22 protein-coding genes are annotated in these 24,530 nt (G+C 68.0%); 7 read left to right on the forward strand and 15 right to left on the reverse strand.

Features of this window, described 5'->3' with window-relative positions:
- Positions 1 to 209: 209 nt before the first annotated feature.
- The 7 genes from BLT59_RS05330 to BLT59_RS05355 form a co-directional block, all read right to left on the reverse strand.
- Positions 210 to 815: a K(+)-transporting ATPase subunit C gene (locus BLT59_RS05330; protein ID WP_091777261.1), complete on the reverse strand. Its 606-nt coding sequence runs from the start codon at positions 813 to 815 to the stop codon at positions 210 to 212.
- A 22-nt stretch (positions 816 to 837) separates the two neighbouring features.
- Positions 838 to 2,928 (reverse strand): potassium-transporting ATPase subunit KdpB, encoded by a 2,091-nt coding sequence (gene kdpB / locus BLT59_RS05335; RefSeq protein WP_091777263.1) that lies wholly within the window; start codon positions 2,926 to 2,928, stop codon positions 838 to 840.
- A 57-nt stretch (positions 2,929 to 2,985) separates the two neighbouring features.
- Positions 2,986 to 3,186 (reverse strand): hypothetical protein, encoded by a 201-nt coding sequence (locus BLT59_RS05340; RefSeq protein WP_091777265.1) that lies wholly within the window; start codon positions 3,184 to 3,186, stop codon positions 2,986 to 2,988.
- Between the two features lies 1 nt (position 3,187).
- The gene (kdpA, locus tag BLT59_RS05345; protein ID WP_091777267.1) at positions 3,188 to 4,903 is read right to left on the reverse strand and encodes a potassium-transporting ATPase subunit KdpA; all 1,716 of its coding nucleotides are present in this window, start codon (positions 4,901 to 4,903) and stop codon (positions 3,188 to 3,190) included.
- Positions 4,904 to 4,924: 21 nt separating this feature from the next.
- Entirely contained in the window at positions 4,925 to 5,014 is a 90-nt protein-coding gene (locus BLT59_RS05350) for a K(+)-transporting ATPase subunit F (RefSeq protein WP_091777269.1), read from the reverse strand.
- Between the two features lie 11 nt (positions 5,015 to 5,025).
- Complete coding sequence (locus tag BLT59_RS31160; RefSeq protein ID WP_175543933.1) at positions 5,026 to 5,172, reverse strand: hypothetical protein; 147 nt, start codon at positions 5,170 to 5,172, stop codon at positions 5,026 to 5,028.
- A gap of 882 nt (positions 5,173 to 6,054) precedes the next feature.
- Positions 6,055 to 6,267 (reverse strand): hypothetical protein, encoded by a 213-nt coding sequence (locus BLT59_RS05355; protein ID WP_244513856.1) that lies wholly within the window; start codon positions 6,265 to 6,267, stop codon positions 6,055 to 6,057.
- 287 nt (positions 6,268 to 6,554) lie between these two features.
- Between BLT59_RS05355 and BLT59_RS05360 the strand changes: the two genes are divergently transcribed.
- The 4 genes from BLT59_RS05360 (at position 6,555) to BLT59_RS05375 (ending at position 11,572) form a co-directional block, all read left to right on the forward strand.
- On the forward strand, positions 6,555 to 9,482 hold the full coding sequence (locus BLT59_RS05360; RefSeq protein ID WP_091777271.1) for a response regulator: 2,928 nt from the start codon (positions 6,555 to 6,557) through the stop codon (positions 9,480 to 9,482).
- 49 nt (positions 9,483 to 9,531) lie between these two features.
- A complete protein-coding gene (locus BLT59_RS05365; protein ID WP_091777618.1) occupies positions 9,532 to 9,891 on the forward strand; it encodes a response regulator in 360 nt (119 codons plus the stop codon).
- A gap of 36 nt (positions 9,892 to 9,927) precedes the next feature.
- Positions 9,928 to 10,983, forward strand: coding sequence for an adenylate/guanylate cyclase domain-containing protein (locus tag BLT59_RS05370; RefSeq protein WP_091777272.1), 1,056 nt, complete (start codon positions 9,928 to 9,930; stop codon positions 10,981 to 10,983).
- 106 nt (positions 10,984 to 11,089) lie between these two features.
- Complete coding sequence (locus BLT59_RS05375; protein WP_091777274.1) at positions 11,090 to 11,572, forward strand: DUF1203 domain-containing protein; 483 nt, start codon at positions 11,090 to 11,092, stop codon at positions 11,570 to 11,572.
- Positions 11,573 to 11,649: 77 nt separating this feature from the next.
- On the opposite strand, the gene BLT59_RS05380 is transcribed toward BLT59_RS05375, so the two are convergent.
- The 5 genes from BLT59_RS05380 to BLT59_RS05400 all read right to left on the reverse strand — a co-directional run bounded on the left by BLT59_RS05380 (position 11,650) and on the right by BLT59_RS05400 (position 18,889).
- The gene (locus BLT59_RS05380) at positions 11,650 to 14,508 is read right to left on the reverse strand and encodes a putative bifunctional diguanylate cyclase/phosphodiesterase (protein ID WP_091777276.1); all 2,859 of its coding nucleotides are present in this window, start codon (positions 14,506 to 14,508) and stop codon (positions 11,650 to 11,652) included.
- Positions 14,505 to 15,299 carry a substrate-binding domain-containing protein gene (locus tag BLT59_RS05385; protein WP_244513858.1) on the reverse strand — a complete coding sequence of 265 codons (795 nt, stop codon included), beginning with the start codon at positions 15,297 to 15,299 and terminating at the stop codon, positions 14,505 to 14,507. Before BLT59_RS05385 ends, BLT59_RS05380 begins: the two co-directional genes overlap by 4 nt.
- A gap of 90 nt (positions 15,300 to 15,389) precedes the next feature.
- Positions 15,390 to 16,427, reverse strand: coding sequence for a 2Fe-2S iron-sulfur cluster-binding protein (locus BLT59_RS05390; RefSeq protein ID WP_091777279.1), 1,038 nt, complete (start codon positions 16,425 to 16,427; stop codon positions 15,390 to 15,392).
- A 14-nt stretch (positions 16,428 to 16,441) separates the two neighbouring features.
- Complete coding sequence (locus tag BLT59_RS05395; protein WP_091777281.1) at positions 16,442 to 18,214, reverse strand: ethylbenzene dehydrogenase-related protein; 1,773 nt, start codon at positions 18,212 to 18,214, stop codon at positions 16,442 to 16,444.
- Positions 18,215 to 18,688: 474 nt separating this feature from the next.
- Complete coding sequence (locus tag BLT59_RS05400; RefSeq protein ID WP_244513859.1) at positions 18,689 to 18,889, reverse strand: acetoacetate decarboxylase family protein; 201 nt, start codon at positions 18,887 to 18,889, stop codon at positions 18,689 to 18,691.
- Between the two features lie 376 nt (positions 18,890 to 19,265).
- On the opposite strand from BLT59_RS05400, the gene BLT59_RS05405 reads away from it, so the two are divergent.
- Positions 19,266 to 19,571 carry a hypothetical protein gene (locus BLT59_RS05405; RefSeq protein ID WP_091777283.1) on the forward strand — a complete coding sequence of 102 codons (306 nt, stop codon included), beginning with the start codon at positions 19,266 to 19,268 and terminating at the stop codon, positions 19,569 to 19,571.
- A 115-nt stretch (positions 19,572 to 19,686) separates the two neighbouring features.
- Positions 19,687 to 19,938: a PilZ domain-containing protein gene (locus BLT59_RS32235; protein WP_091777285.1), complete on the forward strand. Its 252-nt coding sequence runs from the start codon at positions 19,687 to 19,689 to the stop codon at positions 19,936 to 19,938.
- 43 nt (positions 19,939 to 19,981) lie between these two features.
- On the opposite strand, the gene BLT59_RS05415 is transcribed toward BLT59_RS32235, so the two are convergent.
- Positions 19,982 to 21,478 (reverse strand): amidase, encoded by a 1,497-nt coding sequence (locus BLT59_RS05415; protein ID WP_091777287.1) that lies wholly within the window; start codon positions 21,476 to 21,478, stop codon positions 19,982 to 19,984.
- A 131-nt stretch (positions 21,479 to 21,609) separates the two neighbouring features.
- The gene (locus BLT59_RS05420; RefSeq protein WP_244513861.1) at positions 21,610 to 22,881 is read right to left on the reverse strand and encodes a D-serine ammonia-lyase; all 1,272 of its coding nucleotides are present in this window, start codon (positions 22,879 to 22,881) and stop codon (positions 21,610 to 21,612) included.
- A 122-nt stretch (positions 22,882 to 23,003) separates the two neighbouring features.
- Between BLT59_RS05420 and BLT59_RS05425 the strand changes: the two genes are divergently transcribed.
- Entirely contained in the window at positions 23,004 to 23,936 is a 933-nt protein-coding gene (locus tag BLT59_RS05425) for a LysR substrate-binding domain-containing protein (protein WP_091777289.1), read from the forward strand.
- On the opposite strand, the gene BLT59_RS31700 is transcribed toward BLT59_RS05425, so the two are convergent.
- A complete protein-coding gene (locus BLT59_RS31700; RefSeq protein WP_244513862.1) occupies positions 23,919 to 24,518 on the reverse strand; it encodes a type 2 periplasmic-binding domain-containing protein in 600 nt (199 codons plus the stop codon). The two genes, BLT59_RS05425 and BLT59_RS31700, sit on opposite strands and share 18 nt — an antisense overlap.
- Positions 24,519 to 24,530 lie beyond the last annotated feature (12 nt).

Raw genomic sequence — 24,530 nt, forward strand, 5'->3', positions numbered from 1 at the left:
AGCGGAGCGAAGCAACCCAGGGCAGCAGGACGCCGGTGAGCGTGGCGCGGCTGGATTGCTTCGCTCCGCTCGCAAAGACGATGCGGAATTCGCAGCGCGCCGCGTCGAGGTCCGCCCACGCTGTCGAACCACACGCGTCATGTCCGTCAGGCCAATCGACATCGATCCGGCCTGACGGGATGTCGTCCCGAAACGATGTCGGGCGCGCCTTAGCGGCCGGAAAGATCGTCCACGGCGAGGTTCAGCGCCAGGACGTTGACGCGCGGCTCACCCAGAATGCCGAGGGTGCGGCCCTCGATGCGGGCGGTCACGAGGTCGCGCAGCTTGTCCTGCGGGATGTTGCGGGCCTTGGCCACGCGGGGAACCTGGAAGTAGGCGGCCTCGGGCGAGATGTCCGGATCGAGGCCGGAGCCGCTGGTCGTCACGAGATCGACCGGCACCGTCGCGCCTGGATTCTCGGCCTTCAGCGCCTCGACGTCGGCCTTCACCCGCTCGGCCAAAGCCGCGCTGGTCGGGCCGAGGTTCGAGCCGGAGGAGTTGGCCGCGTTGTAGGGCGCCGACACCGTCTTCGACGCGTCGGCGGGGTCCGGCGCCGTCGTCGCCGAAGGACGACCGTGGAAGTAGCCGGCACCGGTGAAGTTCTGACCGATCAGGCTGGAGCCGATGACTGTGCCGTCGCGCTCGATCAGGCTGCCGGCGGCCTTGGCGGGGAAGATCGCGCCGGCAAGGCCTGTCATCGCGAGGGGATAGGCGAGGCCTGTGATCACCGTCAGGGCGGTGAGCAGAACCAGGGCGGGGCGAAGCTGTTTGAGCATGGCAGATCTCCGAGGGACCGGTTCAGACGAGGCGGAGGGCGCTGACGGCGAGGTCGATGGCCTTGATGCCGACGAACGGCACGATGACGCCGCCGAGGCCGTAGATCAGGAGGTTGCGGCGCAGGAGCGCGGCCGCGCCGACGGCCCGGTAGGTGACGCCACGCAGGGCGAGCGGGATCAGCGCCACGATGATCAGCGCGTTGAAGATGATCGCCGACAGGATCGCGCTCTGCGGCGAGGCAAGGCCCATGATGTTGAGCGCTTGGAGCTGCGGGTAGAGGCCCAGGAACATCGCCGGGATGATGGCGAAGTACTTGGCCACGTCGTTGGCGATCGAGAAGGTCGTCAGCGCGCCGCGGGTCATCAACAGCTGCTTGCCGATGCCGACGATCTCAATGAGCTTTGTCGGGTCGCTGTCGAGATCGACCATGTTGCCGGCCTCGCGGGCCGCCACGGTGCCGGTGTTCATCGCGACCCCGACATCGGCCTGGGCGAGGGCGGGGGCGTCGTTGGTGCCGTCGCCGCACATGGCGACCAGCTTGCCGTGCGCCTGCTCCTTGCGGATGAGCGCCAGCTTGTCCTCCGGGGTCGCCTGGGCGAGGAAGTCGTCGACCCCGGCCTCCGCCGCGATGGCGGCCGCGGTCATCGGGTTATCACCGGTGATCATCACCGTGCGGATGCCCATCTGGCGTAGCTCGGCGAAGCGCTCGCGGATGCCGCCCTTCACGATATCCTTCAGGTCGACGATCCCGAGCAGCCGCCCGTCGCGGGCGACCGCGAGCGGGGTGCCGCCGGCCTTGGCGATCTCCTCCGCGATGGCGCGGATCTCACCCACGACCTCGGTGTCCGCGGCCGGTTGGTAGGCCAGAACGGCGCTGGAGCCGCGGGTAGCCAAGGGCTGTCCGGAGACGGAGGCGATGACGGCGTCGACAGCGCCCTTGCGGATGGACGACCCATCCAGATCGACGCCCGACATCCGCGACTGCGCGGTGAACGGCACGAAGGTGGCGTTCAGCCCGCCCATGTCCCGGGCGCGGATGCCGTACTTCTCCTTGGCCAGTACGACGATGGAGCGGCCCTCGGGTGTCTCGTCGGCGAGCGAGGCGAGTTGGGCGGCATCCGCCAATTCCTGTTCGGAGACGCCGCGGACGGGGCGGAACTCGGTCGCTTGGCGATTGCCGAGCGTGATCGTGCCGGTCTTGTCGAGGAGCAGAGTGTCGACGTCGCCCGCCGCCTCGACGGCGCGGCCCGACATGGCGAGCACGTTGAAGCGGACCAGCCGGTCCATGCCGGCGATGCCGATCGCCGAGAGCAGCGCGCCGATCGTCGTGGGGATCAGCGTCACGAACAGGGCGACGAGGACGATCACGGGGATCGCTCCACCCGCGTAGCTGGCGAAGCTCGGGATCGAGGCCACCGCGAAGACGAACACGAGGGTCAGCCCGGCCAGCAGGATGTTCAGGGCGATCTCGTTCGGCGTCTTCTGCCGGGATGCGCCCTCGACGAGCGCGATCATGCGGTCGACGAAGGTCGAGCCGGCGGCCGCCGTGATGCGGACCTTGATCTGATCGGAGAGGACCTGCGTGCCGCCGGTCACCGCCGAGCGGTCGCCGCCGGATTCGCGAATCACCGGAGCGGACTCGCCCGTGATGGCGGCCTCGTTCACCGAGGCCACGCCCTCGATTACCTCGCCGTCGGAGGGGATCAGGTCGCCGGCCTCGACGAGGACGACGTCGCCGACCTTCAGGCTGGCGCCGGGCACCGTCTCGTAGGTGCGGCCCTGTCCCGTGAGGCGCTTGGCCGTCATCTCGGTTCGGGTGCGCCGCAGGCTGTCGGCCTGGGCCTTGCCGCGGCCCTCGGCGAGCGCCTCGGCGAAGTTGGCGAAGATCAGGGTGAACCAAAGCCAGAGGATGATCTGGCCCGAGAAAAACAGGCCGCTCGCGCCTGTTACGAGGTCACGGAGGAAGAGGACGGTGGTGAGTGCGGCCACGACCTCGACCACGAACATGACCGGGTTGCGGATCATGGCGCGCGGGTCGAGCTTCCTGACCGAGCCGAGGAGGGCCGGCCCGACCAGGGCGGCGCTGAACAGGGATGAATTCTTGCGGGACATGGATTGTGTGTCCGGTGAGGGGCAAGGAGGCCCGCCACGATGGGCCGGGCCGAGAGTTCAGGGGGCGGCCGTGCCGAGGGTCAGTGCGCAGGCAGCCGTCAGGGCGAAGCCCGCCAGCAGCACCACGCCCAGAAGGGCCAGCACGAGGTCGGAGGTCCTGAGCGGCGGCGCGCCGCCGGGGCGGTCCCGTCGCTGCGGCTGCCGGTGGAGCACGAGGTGGTGGCGCGCGACGCGCCGGGCGGGGAGGGCGCGCGGCATCTCAGCCTCCCGTCGCGAAGGTCTGGCCGGCCGCGCCCGCGAGGTGCTCGACCACGGGGCCGAGGGCGAGCGAGGGGAAGAACGTCAGGCCGCCGATGATCAGCACCACGCCGACCAAGAGCCCGACGAACAGGCCGCCATGGGTCGGGAAGGTGCCGGCCGACGCGGGCAACTTCTTCTTCGCGGCGAGCGAGCCCGCGATGGCGAGCACCGGGATCTTCACGAAGAAGCGCCCCACCAGCATGCCGATGGCCAACGTCGTGTTGTAGAACAGCGTGTTGGCCGTCAGCCCGCCGAAGGCCGAGCCGTTGTTGGCCGCCGCCGACGTGTAGGCGTAGAGGATCTCCGAGAAGCCGTGCGGGCCGGCATTGGCCGGGCCGGCGAGGCCCGCCGGCACCACCGTCGCCAGCGCGGTGAACCCCAGCATCATCAGCGGCAAGCAGAGGATGCCGAGCATGGCCATCTTCACTTCCTTCGCCTCGATCTTCTTGCCGAGGTACTCGGGGGTGCGGCCGACCATCAGGCCCGCCACGAAGATCGCCACGATCACGAAGACCAACATGCCGTAGAGGCCGGCACCGACCCCGCCGATGATGATCTCGCCGAGCTGCATGTTGATGAGCGGGATCAGGCCGCCGAGCGCCGTGAACGAGTCGTGCATGGCGTTGACCGCGCCGCAGGACGCCGCGGTGGTGATCACCGCGAACAGCGCGGAGGCGGCAATGCCGAAGCGGGTCTCCTTGCCCTCCATGTTGCCGCCGGTCAGCCCGAAGCTGTTGAGCACCGGGCTGCCGTGGGCCTCGGCCCAGTAGGTGACGAGGACGCCCGCGAGGAACAGGATCCCCATGGCGCCGAGGATCGCCCAGCCCTGGCGCTCGTCGCCGACCATGCGGCCGAAGACGTTGGTGAGGGCGGCGCCGATCACGAAGATCGAGACCATCTGGAGGAAGTTCGAGAGGGCGGTCGGGTTCTCGAACGGGTGCGCGGCGTTGGCGTTGAAGAAGCCGCCGCCGTTGGTGCCGAGCATCTTGATCGCCACCTGGCTCGCCACGGGGCCGACAGCGATGGTCTGGTGGGCGCCTTCCAGGGTTGTCGCGTCGACGTAGGCGCCGAGGGTCTGCGGCATGCCCTGGGAGACCAGGAACAAGGTGAAGATCACGCAGATCGGCAGCAGCACGTAGAGGGTGGCGCGGGTCATATCGACCCAGAACGAGCCCAGGGTTTTCGTCGAGGCGCGGGCGAAGCCGCGGATCAGCGCGACCGCTACCGCCATGCCTGAGGCCGCTGACACGAAGTTCTGATGCGTCAGCCCCAGCATCTGCGACAGGTACGAGAGCGTGGTCTCGCCGCCGTAGGACTGCCAGTTCGTGTTGGTGACGAAGCTGGTCGACGTGTTGAACGCGAGGTCCGGCGCCACCGCGGCCTGCTCGGCCGGGTTCAGCGGCAGCACCGCCTGCATGCGCAGGATCGCGTAGAGCAGCACGAAGCCCGCCACGTTGAACAGGATCATCGCGCTGGCGTAGCCGAGCCAGGTCTGCTCCTGCCGGGCATCGATGCCCGACACGCGATAGAGCCCGCGCTCGATGGGCGCGAGCACGGGCGAGAGTAGGTTGTGCTCGCCGTTGAAGACGCGGGTCATGTACAGACCGAGCGGCTTCACGAGCGCCAGCACGACCGCGCAATAGAGCGCGATCTGTATCCAGCCGTTGAGATTCATGGGGGAAGTCCTGCAGGCCGCTCAGAACCGCTCGGGGCGGACGAGGGCGTAGGCGATGTAGACGAGGAGCCCGGCCGTCACGAGGGCGCCGAGGGCAAGGTCGAGGGTCATGGCGGCCTCCTTCAGAGGCGTTCGCAGAGGGCGGTGTAGCCGGTGGCGAGCGCGAAGAACGCGAGCCCCCCGGCGATGAAGACGATGTCGAGCATGGTGGTCGGGTCCGGTTCGGCGGGCCGGCCGCAGAGGCTCCGCGACCGGACTTCGCCGGCCATGACTGTCGCCGGAAACCGCGTTAGGGTTCGAGCGAGGACCACACCGGAACTTATAAGGCCCGCGTTAGGATCGCGGGTGTCCCCGGAAGCTCGCCCGCAGACCGGCGCAGGCTTCAGGCGCCGTCAGCCGGGCAGAGCGCACGCCACAGGGCGGGATCCAGCCGGATGACGCCCGCTTCCCGGCCGCGGACGTCGCCGTAGAAGAGGCCGAAGATCTTGCAGGGGCCGGCGACGGGTTCGATCCGCCACGAAAGGCGCGGATCCGCCTGGGATCAATGCCGGCGCGGGATCGCGACCTGCGGGTCGGGCGTGCACGGCGCTCTTCGGATCGCCCTCGGACGCGCCGGCGCTCATGGGACCAGCGCGGGTTCGAAGGTGTTCGCAACGTGCAGTGCCAGTGACAAGGCCGACCGTGCGCCGCGCGCGGCGACCATCAACGCGAGGGCGCGATCGGCCCTGCATGCGGCGAGGGTACGTCGGGTGATCTGCATGCGGAGGCTCCATCCGGGCTGATGCCCGATGGCGCAATGTCTTCCGCGTCGCCCTTGAGGAGCGAAGACGCCCGAGGGCCATCCGGCATAGAGACGTCATCAGGAGCCTGACCGGCGCCGCCCGCCGCCTTCGCCTGTGGCTCCGCAACGGGCGGGTCAGTCAGACCGAGATAGCTCGGACCGAGTTCGTGCAGGAAGCAGGGCGGCGAGCTGTATGTGCCGAACGCGAGGTCGTCCGCGTCCGCCGGAGGCGGGCCGGCCGATTGGGTCGGATCTGACGGCATGATGCGGCCTCCTCCATTCCAGCCCGCCACCGGCATCACCCGGGTTCCCGCATCGAACCGAACGCCGGGTTTCGCTCCCGGTCGCGGTGCGGGCCGGGTGTTGCCCCCTACGCGCTCGCGGGCTCGGGCTGCTCGGTCGAGCTGAACACGACCTCACCGGTCCGCTCACAGATAACGCTCACCGATGTCGCGCCGTTCTCGCGCTTCTGGATGGGCAGCTGCGCCAGGGCGTAGGCCGTCGCAGCTTCCAGGTCACACGGCCAGAGCTTGGTGAAGCTCTCGCGCTTTCCCCGACGAAAAGTGATTTTGTAAGCCATCATTTCCTCCGTTTTCACGGAGGATACACTTTCCGTGCGCGGCGCCACGTCTCATCGCGGCATGGCACCGATGCGTTCGAGGCGGAACGACGAGGATTTGTCGTGGCGGAGCCCTGCGCCGACAAATCCTCGACGGTGATGGGACGGCAATTCCCGTACAGCTTGATCCAGAAATTGGACCATGTAACGGTGCCCAATAATGTATTGCGTTGCTTCGGACATCGCGCATGTGCGACTCGCATGGCAGGCCGCCAGGTCATCGAAGCACTGCTGTCGGAGTGGTCCGAGGTATGTCCCACACGCCGGCCGCATCACCCTTCGAGCCCCGTAACACCGGCGACCGCGCTGACATACGAAGTGCCAGTCTGCTGGATGAGAGCGGGGTCGCCAAGCAGAAGCTCATCGAGGCCATTGAAAGCAGCTCGGAGGGATTCGCGCTGTTCGATCCGGACGAGCGACTCGTTCTCTGCAACCGGCACTTTCACGATTTCCATCCGGGCTTGGCCGCGATCATCGCTCCGGGAGTGACCTTCGAAGCCATCGCCCGAGCCGTCGTTGAAACCTGCATCGTCCGCGCGGCAGGGATGACGGTGGAGGCGTGGCTTGCGGAGCGGCTTGCCCATTATCGCGCGCCGCGTGGGCCGCTTCTCCAGCAGCGCGTCGACGGGCGCTGGGTCCAAGTCAACGAGCGCAAGACCAACGACGGCGGCGTTGTTGCGGTCTACACAGACGTGACCGAGATCAAGCGCGCCGAGCAGGTGCTCAAGGCGACGCAGGGCCGGCTGACCTACCTGCTGACCGCGTCCCCGTCGATGATCTGCAGTTTCGAGGTCGGTGGCCGGAATGCGCCGACCTTCATCAGCGAGAATGTGCGCGATCTCCTCGGCTACGAGCCGAGCGATTATCTGGCTGGGCCGGAATTCTGGCTGGAGCGGCTCCATCCCGAAGACCGGGAGCGGGTCCTGGCCGAGTTTCCGCAGCTGCTCGCGCAGGGGCACAACGTCATCGAGTACCGCTTCCTGCACGCGAACGGCCGCTATCGCTGGGTCCGGGACGAACAGCGCCTGCTGCGCGACTCGAACGGGCAGCCCGTCGAAGTGGTCGAGTCGTGGAGTGACATCACCGAGCGCAAGGAAGCCGAGCTGGCGCTGCAGACCCAAACGGCCTTCGTCGAGCTGCTTCAGGCGGCAGCCGCGGCCGCCAACGAGGCGCCGACGGTGGAGGACGCTCTGCGCTTCTGCATCGAACGCGTCGCGCAGCATGCCGGCTGGCCCCTTGGCCACGCCCATCTGCTGGCCCAGGACGGGACGCGCACGCTTCTTCCGACCGGCATCTGGCACTGCGACGCAGCCGCGGATTACGCCCGTTTCCAGACCGCGACGGCCGCAACCCAGCTCGGCGCGGGCGCAGGCCTCGCCGGCCGCGTGCTCCTCTCGGGCGCGCCGGAATGGAGCCTCGGCGACCCGTCGCTCGCTGCGGACCCGCGCGCCCCAGCGGCGGCGCAGGACGGGATCCGGGCGGGCTTCGGCTTCCCCGTGACGGTCGGGCGCGAGGTCGTGGCAGTGCTGGAATTCTTCGCCCGCGAGGCGCCTCCGCCGGACGCCTCGCTGCTCCGGGTGATGACCAACATCGGTGCCCAGCTCGGCCGCGTGATCGAGCGCAAGCAGGCCGAGGAGAGCCTGCGTCAGGCCAAGGAAGCCGCCGAGGATGCGAGTCGCGCGAAGAGCAGCTTCCTCGCCAACATGAGCCACGAGTTGCGGACGCCGCTCAACGCGATCATCGGCTTCACCCGGCTGGTGATGCGGCGGGCCAAGGACGTCCTGCCGCTCAAGCAGTTCGAGAATCTCGAGAAGATCCTGGCGAGTTCCGAGCACCTGCTCTCGCTGATCAACAGCATCCTCGATCTCGCCAAGGTCGAAGCCGGGCGCATGGAGGTGAAGCCGTCCGACTTCGCCCTGGAGCCGGTTCTCGACCTGTGCCTTCGGACCGTTGAACCCTTGGTCAAGAACGAGGGGGTGCGCCTCGTCCGGGACCTCCGCGATCCGCCGGCCGTGCTCCGCACGGACGAGGAGAAGCTTCGGCAGATCCTGATCAACCTGCTCAGCAATGCCATCAAGTTCACTGAAGCCGGATCGGTCACGCTGCGCGTCAGATCTGTCGGCGAGGCGGTCGAATTTGCCGTGACGGACACCGGCATCGGCATTCCGGCGGATGCCTTGAGCGCGATCTTCGAGGAGTTTCATCAAGTCGACAACAGCGCGACCCGGTCCCACAGCGGTACCGGGCTCGGCCTGGCGATCAGCCACCGGCTCGCCCGCCTGCTCGGCGGCCGGATCGGGGTCGAGAGTCGGGAGGGGGAGGGCTCGACCTTCACCCTCACGATCCCGCCGCGGATCGCCGGCGCTTCGGAGGTCCCGGCGATCCCGAAGCCGGCGCCTTCAGCCGTCACCTCACCGCGCTCGGGCGCCAAAGTCGTGCTCGCGATCGACGACGATCCCAACGTCGTCTACTTGCTGCAGGAGAACCTCGCCGATGCCGGCTACACCGTCATCGGCGCGGCGAGCGGACAGGACGGACTCGTCAAGGCGCGGGAGCTTCAGCCGCGGGCGATCACCCTCGACATCATGATGCCCGGCACCGACGGCTGGCAGGTGCTGCACGCGCTCAAGACCGATCCGCAGACCCGCGACATCCCGGTCGTGCTGATCTCGATCGTCGACCAGAAGGAACTCGGCTTCCGGCTCGGGGCGACCGACTACATCGTGAAGCCCTTCGAGCGGGAAGCCCTGATCGGTGCGCTCGCGCGGATCGCGCCCGACAATGAGCGCGTCCTCGTGATCGACGACGACCCCAACGTGCCCGACCTCGTCCGCCAGCTGCTGGACTCAGAGCATTGCACCGTCGATTGGGTGGCAGACGGGGCCGCCGGCCTGGAGCGCATCGCGCAGGCCCGCCCGAGCGTCATCCTGCTCGATCTGCTCATGCCGCGGATGGACGGCCTCGCCTTCCTGGACGCCCTTCAGGCGGATCCCTCCGCCCGGGACATTCCCGTGGTGGTCCTGACCGCCGCGTCCCTGGATTCGGCGGAGCGCGGCATGCTGCGGGACCGCGTGCTCGGCTTGATCGACAAGAGCGGGCTCGACCGGGCCGCCCTGGTCCGCGAGGTCCGCCGCGTGCTGCCGGTCCTGGAACGCGAGACGGCCGACGGTGGCCGATGATGTCGCGCAGGAACCGCACGCGGCAGTCCGCACGGTCCGGGATCAGGCCATGAAGCGGATCCTCATCGTCGAGGATGTCGCGCTTAATCGCGACCTCCTCACGCAGTTGCTCGAAGACGAGTACGAGATCCTGATCGCGGTCGACGGCGCCGCCGGCGTGGAGATGGCAGTTGCGCATCGGCCCGATCTCATCCTGATGGACCTGTCGCTGCCGCTCCTTGACGGCTGGGAGGCGACGCGCCGCATCAAGGCCAACCCGCCCACCGCCGCTATTCCCGTCATGGCGATCACCGCCAACGCGATGACCGGCGACGAGGATCGCGCACGGGCAGCCGGCTGCGACGACTTCATGACCAAGCCCGTCGACGAGGATCTGCTCTTCGCCAAGCTGCAGCACTGGCTCGGTTGAGCGTGCGCTCGCCTCGCGCCAGGAAGGGGAGGACCCGTGGAGCCAGCCCGCATCCTGATCGTCGACGATGAGCCGTTCAACCTCGATCTGCTGGAACAGGAGCTGGAACTCCTCGGCCACACGAGCGTGCGAGCGGCCAACGGGCGGGCCGCCCTCGATCGGCTGGGCGAGGAGTCGTTCGACCTCGTCCTCCTCGACGTGATGATGCCGGCTCTGGACGGCTACGCCGTGCTCGAGCGGATGAAAGCCCACGAGGTCTGGCGCCATACGCCGGTCGTGATGATCTCCGCGCTGATGGAGATCGGCAGCATCGTCCGGTGCATCGAACTCGGCGCCTTCGACTACCTGCCCAAGCCCTTCGAACCGGTAATCCTGGAGGCCCGCGTTCGGTCCTGCCTCGAGCGGAAGCGGGCGCATGACCGCGAAGTTGCGCATCTGCGCACCATCGAGCGCGAGCGCAAGCGCGCCGACGAACTCCTGCACGCCATCCTGCCGGTCTCGGCGGTGACGGAGCTGATGGAGACCGGTCAGGTCAAACCGCGCCTGTTCGGCGACGTCGCCGTGCTGTTCATCGATCTCGTCGGTTTCACCACGTGGTGCCACGACCAGGGCCCGGACGTCGTCGTCGCGGAGATCCAGCGCCTGGCGGAGGCCTTCGAGGTCGTCGCGCAGGCGCGGGGCCTTGAGAACATCAAGACGATCGGCGACGCTTTCATGGCCACGGCCAACCTGCTGCGGCCCCACGCCGATCCGGTCTCCGCCGCGATCCGTTGCGCGGCCGACATGGTTGCGATCGCGGCCGATGGCGCGCCGGGCTGGCGGATCCGCGGCGGTATCCATATCGGGCCGGTCGTCGGCGGGATCGTGGGCCGGACCAAGTTCACCTTCGACCTGTGGGGCGATACCGTGAACGTCGCCGCACGGCTCGCGGGCCTCGGCGACGGCTGTGCGCTGCACCTGTCGCGCGAGGCGTTCCAGCGCCTGCCGGATCAGCGAGACGTCCGGCCAATCGGTGCGGTGACGCTCAAGGGCAAGGGCGCGGTCGAGGTCTATTGCCACGCGCTCGAGCCCGGCGATCCGGCCCCGACGTGAACGCCGCCGGCCGCGCGGCGCGGCTGGCGGCTGTTCGGATTGCACAGCAAGAAGCGGGATGCGGCGTTCCGGTGCACGCCTTAGGGCTCGTCCAGGAGGTGCCCGGATGACCAGATTTCGATGCGTTCCGATCGCGACGGAGACCGCCGATCGCTTCCGTCGAACCGGCACGGATGATCGCGGCAACGGCATCCGGCGTATCGCGGCGACGGCAGGCGGCCAGTTTCCCTGCAGACATTGTCTGCAGCTCGCGGAGCCCGGGGAGATGATGCTGCTGGGATCGTACGATCTGCCGCAGCCGCTCGGCATCTACTGGACCCCGAGTCCGATCTTCCTGCACGAGACGGACTGCCCGCGCAGTGAAACGGTGGACGTGGTCGCTCCGATCGTTCGTGCCAATCCGCTGGTATCGATCCGCGCCTACGATACCGACGACCAATGTCTCTACGATCTCGGACAGGTCTGTTCCGGCCGCGGTGTCGAGGATCCACTTCAGCGGGCGCTTGGCGATCCGCGCACGCGCTTCGTCAACATCCACACGGCCCGGCCCGGCTGCCTTCTGACGCATCTGGAGCGCGTGGCAGACTGAGGGCAGCACCTCCCACCTGCGAGCCTCGGAACGCCCCACCGACTGTCCGTGCGGTCGGGCCTGCCGGAGGCCGATCCTCAGGCCGCGACGTGGAGCGTCTCCTGCGCGTTGAGGAAGGCGACCACGGCGGCGGCGGGGATCGGCTTGCTCAGTAGATAACCCTGAACTTCCGAGAAGCCGCTTGCCCGCAGCCGGGCAAGCTGCTCCGGCGTCTCGACGCCCTCGGCGGTCGTCGTGATCTTCAGGATGCGGCCGAGTTCGGCCACGACGTGGACAATGGCGGCCGCCTCATCGGTCTCCAGGAGATTTCGGACGAACGACTGATCCAGCTTGATTTTGTCGAAGCGGAACGTGTTCAGCGAACTGAGCGACGAGTATCCGGTTCCGAAATCGTCCATCGAGAACCGCACGCCAAGCCGGCGCAATCGGCTCAGCATGTCCAGGCTCGCCTGATCCTGGCTCAGGATCACCGATTCCGTGATCTCGAGCTCCAGGCGGTGGCTCGGCAACCGGGTCGTGCGCAGAACCTCCTCGACGAATTGGTCGAGATTGCCTTCGCGGAACTGGATCGGCGAGATGTTGACGGCGACACGCAGGTTCCCGGGCCAAGTCAGGGCGTCCGAGCAGGCCCGTTTGAGCACGTAGGCGCCGAGGGCATCGATCAGTCCCGTCGCCTCGGCGACGGGAATGAACTCGCCGGGCGAGATCATTCCCCGCTCAGGGTGATGCCAGCGGGCCAGGGCCTCGAAGCTCGTCACCGCGTTCGTCGTCAGATCGAACAGCGGCTGATAGTGCAGCTCGATCTGCTCGTCCCTGATCGCCAGCCGCAGCTCACGCTCCAGCCAGCGCCGCTGGTTCTGCCGTTCCTCCATCTCCGGCTCGAAGACGCGGACGCGCCGTCCGCCATCGGCCTTGGCGGCGTAGAGGGCAACGTCCGCGCGGCGCAGGAGATCGTCGCCGTCGGCATCCTCTGCGGAGGAGACGGCGATTCCGAGACTCCCGTCGACGGACACGACCTGACCCGCGAGAAGGAACGGGCGCCTGAGCTGGACCAGGATCTCTTCCGCCAGGGCGAGGACACCCTTCGGCAGATCGGACTCGAATAGGATGATGGCGAATTCGTCGCCACCAAGCCGCGCGATCGTGCCGCCGGGCGGGCACAGGGTGGTCAGGCGCCGGCCGACCTGCCGGAGCAATTCGTCGCCCGCCGGGTGGCCGAGGGTGTCGTTGATGCCCTTGAAGTCATCGAGGTCGAGGCAGATCACGGTGAATACACGGCCTTCGCCCGCATAATCCGCGAAGGCCGCCGCGAGGCGGTCCGCCAGCAGGATGCGATTCGACAGGCCTGTCAGGGCATCGTGGGTGGCCAGATGGGTGATGCGGGCCTGGGCGGTGACGCTCGCGGTGACGTCCTCGTGCGTTTCCACCCAGCCACCATCCGCCATCGGCTCGACGGTGATCTCGACGCACCGGTCGTCCGCGAGGGTCTTCGTCAGGGTCCGGCGGACCGGGCCACCCTCGGCGCTCGACCAATCCGCGAGGCCGGCGAGCCGGCGGACCTCAGCATGTGTCGGTTCTGCCTCCAGCGCGTCCCGCGCGATCCCGTAGATCCGGCAGAATTGCGCGTTGAAGACCTTCAGGCGGCCGTGGAAGCCGAACATGCACAGGCCCTGGGACATGTTGTTCAGGGCCGCATCGAAGCGCTCGTTCTGCTCCTGAAGCTGTCGCTCCCGATCCGTCAGAATCGTGTTCTGCCGGAAGACATCGTCGCGCAGCTGATCGCGCTCGGAAAGGGAATGTTCGAGCACGACGACGGCGCGGGCGATGTCGCCGACCTCGTCCGCGCGATCGATGTCGGGTACGCTGACGTGCCAATTCCCACGTGCCACTTCGGACACGATCTGGGTGACGCGCACGAGCGGACGCGTGATCCGGTTCGACAAGATGAGGAGGACTACGGCGACGAGGCACAGCGTGAGGCAAGCGGCGACGCTGAGCGTCCTGAGGAGTGACCGGGAGCTTTCCTCGCCGATGCCGACGACCTTGCCGGTGAGCTGTTGCAGCTCCCGCAACGGAGCCGCGACGCAGAGGCGGATATCAGGCACCTGAGGAATGCAGCGGGCGACCTTCTCGGCACCAATGACGGTGTGCAGTTCCGCCCGCGACGTGCTCCCGAGCTGGACGGCGCTGTCGGTACCGGCCGAGGAGAGAAGGTTCTGCCCCGCCAGGATGTAAACGTCGCGTCCGCTCAGCGATGCGAAGGCCGTCATCAGCGGCTCGTGCCGCCGCAGGACGCGATAGCCGACGAGTCCGCCGATTACCTCGCCGAAATCGTCGAACACGGGCCGTCCGAAGACATCGGCCACCGTACCGGATTCTTCGGCGGCGAGGGCTTTCGAGAGGCCGTCGTCCCAGCGCACGGACATGACGAACCCGGTCGGGTGCTCGCGATCGTTCCGAGCCATCACCGCACGCAGGGCTGCGGCGATGGACGTCGATTCGAAGGCCGCGTTGGCGGCGAGGAGATCCGCCTCGACGCGGTCCGCAGTCAGGGCGCGCAGATTGATGTCGAAGGCGATCGCGCCATCGAGATCGGCCAGCGCGAGGGCTGGCCGCATAAGTTCCGAGGCCGCGACCGTGTTGCCGGAGAACACGGCCTTGGCCACGTCCCAGCGCTCCGCCATGGTGGCGAAGCGCCGCTCCACGTCCTCGCGCTGCATCTGGAGCCGGGCGGCGGCAAGCTTGGCATCGCTGAAGAGACGGTCGGAAAGCTGGGCCTCGGACCAGGTCGAGACTTCCTGGGCCTGGTCGCGCAGGGTCTGTCCCGAGCGGAGAACCACGAGGAAGACCAGGGCGGCGAGCGCGATGGCGGCCGTCGAGAGCGTGGCGCCGACGAGGCGCGCGCGCAGGGATCGCGAGAAAACGGTCCCGGTCACGGCCTGAGCGGGGCAGCACCCCGCTCCGCCATCACCTGCCCGGCGCGATCGGAGGTCGCGAAGGCCAGGAAAGCGGACGCCGCCGCATCCCGCGTTGCGGCCTTGTAGATCAACGCGAGGGTCACGGCGCTGGGATAGGCTGGATCACGCGGCGCCCTTCCGTCGATCGCCAGGACCTCCAGATCGCCCGCGAGAGCGGGAGAATAAGGGCCGAAGCCGATCGCGCCCGGCGTTTCCCGCACCGTCGCGATCGCGTCCTGGGTGGTGGTCGCAGTCTTCGAGCGGCTGGTCAGGGCGAGGTCGCGCCACCCCGGCATGGTCGCTCGGAGCACCGACAGGGTGCTGTCCGACTCCTCGCGCCTAACCACCCGGATCTTGAGATCCGGTCCGCCGAGTGCACTCCAATTGTCGATCGTGCCTGCGAAGATTGCCGCCACCTGCGCGCTCGTCAGGCTCCGGACGCCGACACCACGATGGACGAAGATCGCCGAGGGAATGCGCGCCAGCGGTACCTCCACGAGGCCCTGCGCCTTCTCCGCCTCGGAGAGCGGACGCGCCACCCGACCGAGCTTCTGACGCTCGCCGCCGACGGCCGCCACGGCACCGCCCGAGCCGATGCTCGGCGGGACCGATACGCGAGCGTCGCCGGCCTCGGCATTATAGGCAGCCGCAACTGCCTGGAGCATCTCGATCCCGTCGCCCGTTCCGACGATCGGCAGATCCTCCGCCCGGGCGCCGGCCACGTGCGCGAGGAGGACGAAGCCGCCTGCGACGACGCTTCGGAAATTCACGAATAGCGGTATCATTGCCGCAGAATGCGACTCGAATGCTTAACTCGACGTCACCGGATACCTTGACCTGAAGGTTTGGTTGACGATCTGCTAGGCGACAGGTTCCGTTTTGGCGGTTCGATGACCCGACACGCGCTGCAGGAAGCGCTGGAAGAAGTTCGGGTCGGACGGTTGGCTCCCGGTCGCACTGCGGTCCGCCGCGTAGAACGGGTCGGCATAGCAGGTGGCACCGGAAGCCGCCGCCAGGAACTGGACTGCCGCGACCATCTCTGGCGCGCCGGCCGCGAGAACGGTGTCGTCCCGCGTGAGCATCGGCATATGGAGAGTCGGACGCCCGGCCCGGGCGTCCGAGGGCGGGTTGCTGCCGCTGCAGGTCAGGATCGTCGCCGCGCCGCGGTCGCGCAGCCAATCCAAAGCCGGACGCATGTAGAGGTTCTGGGGGTGGCGTGCGCCGGCGACGACGAGCAGGTCGCGCTCCGGCTCACGCAGGCGGCTCGCCCGGGCGACCGCCCAGGCTGGCGCCCAGCCGACGCCGGAGGAGACGATGACGAGGCGCCCGCGCCCGAGCCGGTGATAGGCGCTCCCGAACGGGCCCTCGACCTTCACCGCCGTTCCCGGTCGGATCCGCTCCCCGAGATGCGGCGACACCGCGCCGCCGGGCTGCCGGCGGACCTGGAAGATCAGCTCGTTCAGTTCGCCGGAACCGTCCGAACGCAGCGTCGGGCTGTAGTCCCGTGCCGGCAGTCCGGCGAAGGAGACCCGGACATACTGCCCCGGGAGATAGGTGAGCCGCTTGCGCAACGCCACCGTGACCTCGACGATCTCGGCAGTGAGATCGACGATTGTGTCTACGGTACCGGAACGCCGGACGACGTCGGGAACCTCGTCGAATTCGATCACGGTGTCGACGGTCAGGCGCGCCCGGCACGCCTGAACGGTGTCGCCGATGCGTGTGCCGGCCTCATCCACCGCGCCGGAATGGATCCGGACGCGGCAGGTGTCGCACTGGCCGGTGGCGCAGTCGTGCGGGATGGCCCGCCCGGCCGCTAGACCCGCATCGAGCAGGGTCTGTCCGGCGCTGGCGCTGATGCGCCGGCCGTTGATAACGAGGTTGACGTGATCGGCCATGCCGCGCTCCCGCCTCAGCGCAGAAGGACTTCGACCGGCCGCATGTGTCGCGTATGGCGCGTCTGCGTATGGTCGAAGGCCGAGACGTACAGGTAGAACAGGTTCCCGGGCAGGAAATCGACGTCGTACTTGCTGCCGGTCGCGATCTTGCGCGATGCCACCAGTGTCCAGTGGTCATCCGCCCAGTCGGCCGCCGCCGAGATGCCGGCGCGATCGCCCGTATAGCCATCGGTGATGAGCACGCCCGGCATGACCGTGCCGACCGGTATCTCTGCGTCGGCCGTCGCGGAATACGGTACCGTCTCGCTCTTCTCGACCATCCACCACGTCGAACCCGGCGCGGTGCTCGCATCGAAGGCGAGGTCCACGGTGCCGAGCTTCGCCACCGTCGCGCGCCAGTCCTTAGGCAGCCGCAGCGGCTCGACGGCGCCTTCGTAGCCGCCGGGGCCCTCGAACCGGAAATTGTAACGGTACATGCTCGTGCCAGGGTCGCCCCAATAGCCCGCTTGGTAGCGGCCCTTCACCATCCGCTCGGCGGCGGTCGGCTCGGTGGGCGGTCCGATGTGCATGTCCTCGACGACGCCAAGCATGCCGCCGCGGGCCGCCTTCCACTGCCACATGTCGATGTAGCTGCCGTCGGTGGTGTAGTGGTAGCCGCGGCCGTTCAGCGGCGCGGGGGCGTCGGGGAGGGGGCGGGCGCCGAGATGGGTCGCGCCGCCGCTGCCGAACGCGTCGGAGCGTGAGAAGATTACCGCGAGCTTGTCCTCGTAATAGCCCGTCACGTCCGCCCGCGCCGCGTTCGCGTCGAGGAGGTGCCAGCCATCCGCCTTCTTGACCATCGGGACACGCTTCAGCGAGCGCGACGGGTCCCACCAGCGGAAGGCGAAGTAGACATTCACGTCGTCGCGCACGGCACGGATCTCGACGGTGGTCTCACCGGTACCGCCGAAATTGGCGCCCTGCATCGTCCGGACCGACACCGGCCGAGCGGTGCGCCAGACTGGGTCTTCGAGGAGCTTCTTGAGATCGGGCCCGGCCGACACCTTGTCGACGACAAGCGTGGAGCGGCCTTTCACATCCGCGAAGGCCAGGCCGCCAACGACCGGGAGACCGATGATCGCGGCCGCCAGCAGAGGCCGTCGGCGCCGCGCGGCGCCGTCCGTCAGGGCAGCGGGGCGGAACAGCCGCAGGAGCTGCCACAGCCCGCCATACATGAAGTGTGCGAGGGTATGGACCGCGATGTAGCCGAGTGCCACCAGCGCGCAGGTGGCGTGCAGCCAGACCACCCAGCCGCCGTAGCCGAGATAGAGCGCGACGCCGGTGCCCGTCAGGATGAGCGTGACGGCGTAGATGAGCCAGTGCAGCGCGACGTTGATGCCGCCCCACCGCGCCTTTCGCGCCGCCTTCGTCCGACCGCTGACGCGCAGGGCGCGCAGGCGCGACAGACCGTTGCGATCCGTGAGACGCCCGCGCACGAGGTAGACGAGATAGGCGGTGATTCCGAAGAACAGCGTCAGCCCGGCGACGAAATGGACGGTCCAGACTTCCCCCTGCGGAAGAAACGGCGCCAGGAATTTCGCGGTCCGCGCAATAGGCGCGTCGGCCGAGATGCGCAGACCCGTGAGCAGGCTGGCGACCATCGCAACGGCAACGATCCAGTGAATGAGGATGGTTCCGGTATCGGAGCGGGGATGTCGGTCGGTCTGTGCTGTTGGTGTGGCACGCCAACCCGAGGCTGCTTCCGCACCGCCCGGCGGATGCGGTGAGAGGGTCAGCGGTTCCGACATTCGATCCTCCGCACCATCGCCGCAAATTGGATGCGCCGCGTTAGAAGTTTGTAAAGCATGTTGCCGGCCCCGCGATATAGCCGAGCTTTGCAATCTAGAATTCTCCGCGGATATGCTTAACGGGGCACTCCATCGGCGCTCAACGGATGGTTTCGGGTGGCATTGCGCTGCGCGGAAGCCGTCGGTGGCGTCGCGAATTTGTGCAGGGCGGACAGCTTGTCGGTCCAGAGCTTCGTCTCGCAGGTCGTCCGAACCGCAATCCTGCTGTTCGACGGCCCGGGTGAGCGATCCGATCCTGCTTCCGACCGCCTGGCAGGGCGCGGTACGATTTCCTCACGGCTCTTCAGCGCTGCGCTTCGCCGGAGAGCGAGCGGATACTTCCGAGCGCCCTCGCGCGTATCGCGAGCCGACCGTTGGGGCAGCCGCCGGCGAGCCGCCCGGCAGCACCATCCGCCTTCGCCGGACCGATGGCGATCAGGCCAGATAATCGTGAAGCACGTCGCCGTATGGCAGCGAAAAATCGACGATCTGATGCCGGCCACGCCTGATCCGGCGCACCCGAAGGTCGGCCACACGGCAATTGACATGCGGGATGAGGTGAAGCCTGGTGTCGCCTTCCCAGGCGCCGCGCCCGACCACGTCCCGGAGGCGGTAGCCGACGAGGTCCTTCTTCACGGATAGCCGCGGCATTCCATGCTTCATCGGAAAGCCCCAGATCCCGCGCCCGGCGGTGATCGGCTGCTCATCGTCGAGCTACATCTGCACCGAGACATTACAGGGCTGCCCCTTACAGCTGGCAACTTTCGCCGAGCCGCTGACCCATGTCGGCCCTACCCTCGCGACTTCGGACAGCTATCCAATGTCCGAAACGGCCGCCTCAGTGCGACGCCCGCTCACGGAAGCCAGGCTCAACGCAACGAGGAGGTCCCGCCTGTGTTTCGGCAATTCCAGACTCCCGGTTTTTGTAGATTCCTAAGCCAGGTTATGTCTCGCCTCGAAACAGCACTCGATTGAATCGACATTGCGTATCTGACCACGTGGCGCTGGTGTGATGATTGAACAGGCACCACGGATCGCTCGGGAATTTCATGTCGGTGCAGGGGGCGACCGCTGGGCGCTGACGCGCGACCTGCAAACCGGGCGACCGCATGTTCTCCATTATCCCGGCAACGACGCGCCCGAAGTCCAGTTGGACCTCGGGTCCTTTCTGGTCCCCTTCACCGGCGACGAGCGCGAAGACCTGCTCCGTCTGATCGCGTCCCTCCTTCCGGACGCCGAACCGATTTTGGATGCCCGCGATGGTGCCGGTACGACCCGGCCTCTGCACTTCGTCTCCCGATGGCTTCGCGCACGGTAGCCCAGAGACGCCTGAATGGCCGACCGTGCGATTGCTGCACGCAATTGGGCTCAATCCGTGAACGGCTTATTGATCCGTGATCTCCTACGCTGATGCGCTTTAGGGCGGGGTCCTCATGGATAATCAGCGGAACGCCCGGCGCGTATCGGTCAACCTGAGCGGGCGCATCTCGGCGGCCGGTCATCCCGCCATTCCGTGCGTGGTGCATGATATGTCGCGATGGGGCGTTCGCCTGAGGCTCGTGGGGACCGAGCGAGTCCCCTCCGTGTTCACGCTGACGATCGACGCCACCGACACGGTGATCGGCTGCGAGACGGTCTGGAAGAACGCTGACGAGATCGGGGCACTGACCGATCTGATGGAGTGACCGCCGGCTCCTGCCGGCGGCTCTGGCAAGCTCGCAGGTCCGATCAGCCGCGATCGAGGAATCCGGGGCTCTGCGCGATCGGATCCCTGTTGGCCAGCCCGTCGAGATCGGGGATCGGACGCATCAGGTCCGGCGAACCGGCGCAATGCGCTTCGATGCCGGCGGTCGCCGCGAGCAGGACGGCATCGCCGCCGCGCCGAGCTACGACCTGCACGCCGAACGGAAGTCCGGCCTCGTCGACGCCGAGCGGCAGGCTGATCGCCGGATGGCCGGCGAGGGTCACGCCGTAGGCGAGCGCCAGCCAGTGGAAGTACGAACGGGTGGCGACCCCGTCGATCTCCGTCGGATACAGCTCGCTCCACGGGCGCGGAGAGAGGGTGATGGTCGGGCTGATCAGCAGGTCATAGCGCGCGAAGAAGCCGACGAAGCTCCGGTAGATCGCGGTCTGGATGCGCGCCGCCCGGGCATAGTCGGCGAGCGTGTAGCCGAGGCCCTCCTCGACATTCGTCCGGACATTGGGGCCGAGCTGCTGCGGCCGGGCGCGGTAGTTGTCCAGGTGGAGGGCAAGGAACTGCGCGGCCCGCAGGATCGCGAAGGCCTCATCGGCCCCCGTGCAATCCGGCGTCGCCGTCTCGGCGGCGGCGAAGAGCGGCGACAGCGCCACGACGCGCCTGCGGAACACCCGTCGGACGTGCTGCTCCGTCGGCGCGAAGCCGAAATCCTCCGTGAATGCGACGCGGAGTTTGCCGAGGTCGAGCGGATGGGGCGGGTCGTAGCGCTCCGCGCGGCCACGCACGGGCTCGCCGGGCAGGGTATAGGCCAGGGGATCGCGCGGGTCGTCGTCGGCCATAGCACCCAGCATCAGGGCGGCGTCGCCGACTGTCCGGGCCATCGGCCCGTTAACCGGGAGATTGGCCCAGCCGAGCCCGCGCCGTTCGTTTGGAACGAGGCCAGAGGACGGTCGCATGCCGACGATGCCCGCATAGGCCGCCGGGTTGCGCAGCGACCCCCCGGTATCCGAGCCGGACGCGAGCGGCACCATCCCGCAGGCGAGTGCTACCGCAGAGCCGCCGGACGAACCTGCCGCGGAGAGCGTCGGATCGAAGGCATTGCCGGTGGCCCCGTAGACGACATTGCGCGTATTCGCACCGGCGGCGAATTCGGGGGTGTTCGTCTTGGCCAGCACGATGGCGCCCGCGCCGCGCAGGCGCGCCACGACGCCGAGGTCCCGGGCCGGGACGTTGTCGGCATGGATCGGACTGCCGTAGGTCGTGCGTAGCCCGGCCGTCTCCTCGGTATCCTTGATGCCGACCGGTATCCCGTGAAGCGCGCCGAGTGGCTCGCCCTGGCGGACGGCCGCCTCCGCGCGGAGGGCCGCCTCCTGCGCCCGGTCGATATCGAGGGCGACCACTGCGTTCACGGCGGGATTGATCCGGGCGATCCGGTCGAGGCATGAATCCAGCAATTCCACGGGGGAGATGTCGCCCCGGCCGATGAGGCGGCGGAGTTCCACCGCGGACAAGTCGCAAAGGTCGGCCATGCTGAGATATCCCTGACGTTCGGAACGCGGCTTGATCGGTGTTACCGGCTCAGGCCGCCTGCGGCACGGGGGCGGTGGATTGGCCGCGCATGGTCAGTGCCACCAGAAGCGCGACGACGACGGCGAGCACTTCAGCCGCGGGCGAGTGCAGCTTCGAATTCCTCGGCCGGGAGATGCGCGCCGCCGGTGGTCCAGATCACGTGAGTGGCCCCTGCCTGCGTCTCAGCGGAGAGAGTTGCGGCGAAGCGCCCCGCGGCCGCGAAGCCTGCCGCCGCTGAGGGCTCTAGACGGATACCCGCGTCCGTCCAAAGCACCTTGAGCCACCGGTACAGCGCGTCGTCCGGCACGGTGACCACAGCCCGGATCAGCTTCTCGAGGGTCCGGGCGACGAGCATGGAGGCGGATGCGCAGGCCAGCCCGTCCGCCGCCGTGCGATTGTCGAGGCCGACATCGTAGACGCTGACCGACTGGTCGAGGCCCGCCGCGAGTTGGACCAGCATGCACGGAGACGCCACGGGCTCGACGAAGACCGGATGCACGGCGTTGCCGAACAGGAGCTTCAGCCCGAAGGCAACGCCACCCGGCGCTCCACCGACACCGCACGGAAGGTAGACGAACAGGGGATGCGCCGGACCCACTGCGATCCCGTTCTCCGCAAGCTGCCGCTTCAAGTCGAGGGCGGCGGTTGCATAGCCGAGGAACAGGTCGACGGAATCCTCATCGTCAACGAAGTGCGCGTCGTCGCGTCCTGAAAAAGCACTGCGCGCCGCCGCCACCGCCGCCCCGTAATCGCCGCGATGCTCGACCACGCGGGCACCGAGTTCACGCAGGCGCTGCTTCTTCCAGGCCCTGGCGTCGTGCGACATGTGGACCTCGACCTCGAAGCCGAGCGCCCGCCCCATCAGGCCGACGCTAAAGCCGAGATTGCCGGTGCTGCCGACCGCAATGACATGACGGGCGAACAGGTCACGGAACTCAGGATCCGCGAACGCCGCATAGGACCGACCCTTGCCGAGTATCCCAGCCCGCGTTGCGAGTTCCTCGGCGAAGGCCAGGACCTCGTAAACTCCGCCGCGTGCCTTGATGCAGCCCGTCACCGGAAGCGCGTGGTCTCCCTTCACGAAGAGCTGACCGCGGTATCCAGCCAGGACGGCTCTGGACAGCTCCTCCGCCAGTGGGATGAGCGGCGAGTCGATCCGGCCCGCGCCGTCTTCGGGGAAGAGGCGGGCCAGGAGCGGTGCGAACCGCTGCCAGCGCGCGACCGCGCCATCGACGTCGGATCGGCCAATTGCGAGGCTCGGCAGAACCGACGCACTATCGGCCAGAGCGGGGTTCTTCCAGATCGTGGGACTGGCGCGCTTCACCGCTTCAGGAATCCGATCGCCCGGAAGCTTGGTCTGCATCTCGATGGTCGCCAGGCGCTTCTGATCACGATCGGTTCGTCCGCGTCGAACCTGCGCGAGAGGATGGCGCGCGGCCAATTATATTCTCTGGCGTAAAATATTAGGACCGCTTATCGTTAGGTATGCCCGTAAGGCTTGATGCGCGTCTGGCTGGCGACCTGTTCTTCTTCCGCGCCCTGGTCGAGGCGGGCGGCTTCGCCAAGGCAGGAGACCGTCTCGCGGTGACGCAGAGCGCAGTCACCCAGCGAATCCAGCGACTTGAGCAGCGTCTGGGTTACCCGCTGCTGGTGCGGGGTGCCCGTGAGATCCGCCTGACCGTAGAGGGTCACGCCCTGTTCGCGGCCGCGCGCGCCGGATACGACGGCATGAGCGCGGTTCTGCTCCAGGCGGAGCGGCGCGCAGGGCGGGAATCGCTGAGGATCAGCTGCATCCCGTCCCTGGCTTCAGAATGGCTGGCCCCCCGGCTGAAAGTCTTTAGTGACACGCATCCCGGCATCGACATCGCCGTCTTCGGGGAGACCCACGACCTGGATCCGGCACACATGACCTCCTCCGGGATTGACGTGGCGATCCGCTACGGTCCGGAGCCGCCTTCCGGTGCGACGGTCGTCTTCGACCATCCCGAGCCGGTCTACCCGGTCTGCGCCCCCGCTTACCGAGATGCGTCCGGGGCGAGCGCTGACGGTACCGTCGTCCTGCTTCACGACGCGTCACCGTGGGAGGCTGCGGCGACGTCCTCCGACGAGTGGGATCGCTGGATGCGGATCCATGGAGTGCCGTGGAACGGCCGGATCCAGAATCTCTACTTCAACCTCGCCCAGCTGGCGCTGCGAGCCTCACTCGGCGGCTCCGGCATAGCGCTGGGACGGTCGCTGATCGTCGCGCCCTATCGCGTCGACGGGCGCCTCGTTCCAGCCTGCGGCGATGCCGTGATGACCGGACTTCGCTATTACGTGCTCGTCCGCGCTCTGCCGCCGACGGGTCCCGCCGCGGCCTTCGTGCAATGGCTCGGCGCGAGCATGCTTCAGCAGCCCGGCTCATCCCAGCCGATGTGAAACGGCCATGACGCTCGCAGGCGCCATCACCGAACCGTTCGTCGTGGACGGATGAACGCCGTTCGTGGCCAACTCCGCCGCCAGATGCGCCATGAAGGCCTTTTCCTTGGGACTGACCAGCCGCCGGGAGATGTGGAGCGCCCAGAGCTCCGTCGGTGGGCGCTCAAGCCGACGCCAGCAGGCCAAGCGGCCGGCCGCGACGTCGGGCCCGACGAGGGGGCAGGGCCGCGCCGGCACCCACCGCCGCCGCGTCCCGCAGAACCGGGCCAGCAACGTGGGTCGGTGCGGCAGCGACAGGTGGGCAATCGCGATAATCCGTTCGGCGGCATGCTGTTCATCGAGGGACATCTCGCGGTCGTCGAGATCCTGCGCGCGGTCGCTGCGGAAACTCGGCCGGCAGATGGCGCGGGTAGCACTGGCCCGGGTCGCGCGACGTCCCGGCGTCGCGTCGGTCCTCGTGAGGGCGAGCCGCCCGGAGCAGCCGGAGCAGAACATCGCCGCCCTCGACGTCGCATCGACGCCCGAGCAGCAAGGCCGGTTGGACGGGGCAGTCGAACCGCCGAGGCTCAATCCGTACTTCATGTTCGCGCTGCC

Origin of the sequence: Methylobacterium sp. UNC378MF (genome assembly GCF_900103195.1) — a bacterium.
Lineage (GTDB): Bacteria > Pseudomonadota > Alphaproteobacteria > Rhizobiales > Beijerinckiaceae > Methylobacterium.

Excerpts from the sequence above, each read along its gene's own strand:
- BLT59_RS05350 (WP_091777269.1), bottom strand. The coding sequence starts at position 5,014 with ATGACCCTCGACCTTGCCCTCGGCGCCCTCGTGACGGCCGGGCTCCTC.
- BLT59_RS05340 (WP_091777265.1), bottom strand. The coding sequence starts at position 3,186 with ATGCCGCGCGCCCTCCCCGCCCGGCGCGTCGCGCGCCACCACCTCGTG.
- BLT59_RS31160 (WP_175543933.1), bottom strand. The coding sequence starts at position 5,172 with ATGGCCGGCGAAGTCCGGTCGCGGAGCCTCTGCGGCCGGCCCGCCGAA.
- BLT59_RS32235 (WP_091777285.1), top strand. The coding sequence starts at position 19,687 with ATGGATAATCAGCGGAACGCCCGGCGCGTATCGGTCAACCTGAGCGGG.
- BLT59_RS05360 (WP_091777271.1), top strand. The coding sequence starts at position 6,555 with ATGTCCCACACGCCGGCCGCATCACCCTTCGAGCCCCGTAACACCGGC.
- BLT59_RS05355 (WP_244513856.1), bottom strand. The coding sequence starts at position 6,267 with ATGATGGCTTACAAAATCACTTTTCGTCGGGGAAAGCGCGAGAGCTTC.
- BLT59_RS05390 (WP_091777279.1), bottom strand. The coding sequence starts at position 16,427 with ATGGCCGATCACGTCAACCTCGTTATCAACGGCCGGCGCATCAGCGCC.
- BLT59_RS05420 (WP_244513861.1), bottom strand. The coding sequence starts at position 22,881 with ATGCAGACCAAGCTTCCGGGCGATCGGATTCCTGAAGCGGTGAAGCGC.
- BLT59_RS05365 (WP_091777618.1), top strand. The coding sequence starts at position 9,532 with ATGAAGCGGATCCTCATCGTCGAGGATGTCGCGCTTAATCGCGACCTC.
- BLT59_RS05425 (WP_091777289.1), top strand. The coding sequence starts at position 23,004 with ATGCCCGTAAGGCTTGATGCGCGTCTGGCTGGCGACCTGTTCTTCTTC.
- BLT59_RS05395 (WP_091777281.1), bottom strand. The coding sequence starts at position 18,214 with ATGTCGGAACCGCTGACCCTCTCACCGCATCCGCCGGGCGGTGCGGAA.
- BLT59_RS05375 (WP_091777274.1), top strand. The coding sequence starts at position 11,090 with ATGACCAGATTTCGATGCGTTCCGATCGCGACGGAGACCGCCGATCGC.
- kdpA (WP_091777267.1), bottom strand. The coding sequence starts at position 4,903 with ATGAATCTCAACGGCTGGATACAGATCGCGCTCTATTGCGCGGTCGTG.
- BLT59_RS31700 (WP_244513862.1), bottom strand. The coding sequence starts at position 24,518 with ATGAAGTACGGATTGAGCCTCGGCGGTTCGACTGCCCCGTCCAACCGG.
- BLT59_RS05330 (WP_091777261.1), bottom strand. The coding sequence starts at position 815 with ATGCTCAAACAGCTTCGCCCCGCCCTGGTTCTGCTCACCGCCCTGACG.
- kdpB (WP_091777263.1), bottom strand. The coding sequence starts at position 2,928 with ATGTCCCGCAAGAATTCATCCCTGTTCAGCGCCGCCCTGGTCGGGCCG.
- BLT59_RS05405 (WP_091777283.1), top strand. The coding sequence starts at position 19,266 with ATGATTGAACAGGCACCACGGATCGCTCGGGAATTTCATGTCGGTGCA.
- BLT59_RS05415 (WP_091777287.1), bottom strand. The coding sequence starts at position 21,478 with ATGGCCGACCTTTGCGACTTGTCCGCGGTGGAACTCCGCCGCCTCATC.